Raw genomic sequence first — 496 nt, 5'->3', positions numbered from 1 at the left:
GTGGACTATGAAGACGAAGCGACCGGCGTGATGGTCGAAGACGGCCTCGGCGGTGGCGCCTTCCGTGAGGTGACGTTACGGCCGCGCGTCGTCGTTGCTGATGCGTCCATGCACGAAGCGGCAGCCGCAGCACATCACCAGGCCCATGAATGGTGCTTCATCGCGAACTCAGTGAACTTTCCCGTTCACCACGAGGCGTTCGTGACATCGCGATGACCGGCGGCGCCAATCGCGCTAGGGGATCAGCCGTCGGCGAGGTGATGGTTCACCGCTTCGCCGATGATCTGGAGGTTGCGCTCGACCGCGTCGACTAACGCAAAAGCAGATCCCGGGCGTGCGTGCCACGGGCCACGGACCCGAACAGCTTGAATTCGACCGGATGACGGCACCGACGAACGTCTGCCCGTCCGGCTGATCACACTCCGACATCGAACCCGAGGTCGACGTCGCAGGCGGCCTCGCCGCCACGGATCCCCCCGTTCGACCTCGGGGTGTC

At 64.9% G+C, this 496-nt stretch carries 1 pseudogene; it reads left to right on the top strand.

Going from position 1 to position 496, the window contains the following annotated elements:
* Positions 1-216, top strand: a pseudogene (locus B4M62_RS00005) (OsmC family peroxiredoxin); the annotation flags it as partial.
* Positions 217-496 lie beyond the last annotated feature (280 nt).

This window comes from Gordonia sp. UBA5067 (assembly GCF_002414845.1).
Lineage (GTDB): Bacteria > Actinomycetota > Actinomycetes > Mycobacteriales > Mycobacteriaceae > Gordonia > Gordonia defluvii.
The sequence above is the reverse complement of the archived record's forward strand: the minus strand, read 5'-3'. Positions and strand labels throughout refer to the sequence as shown.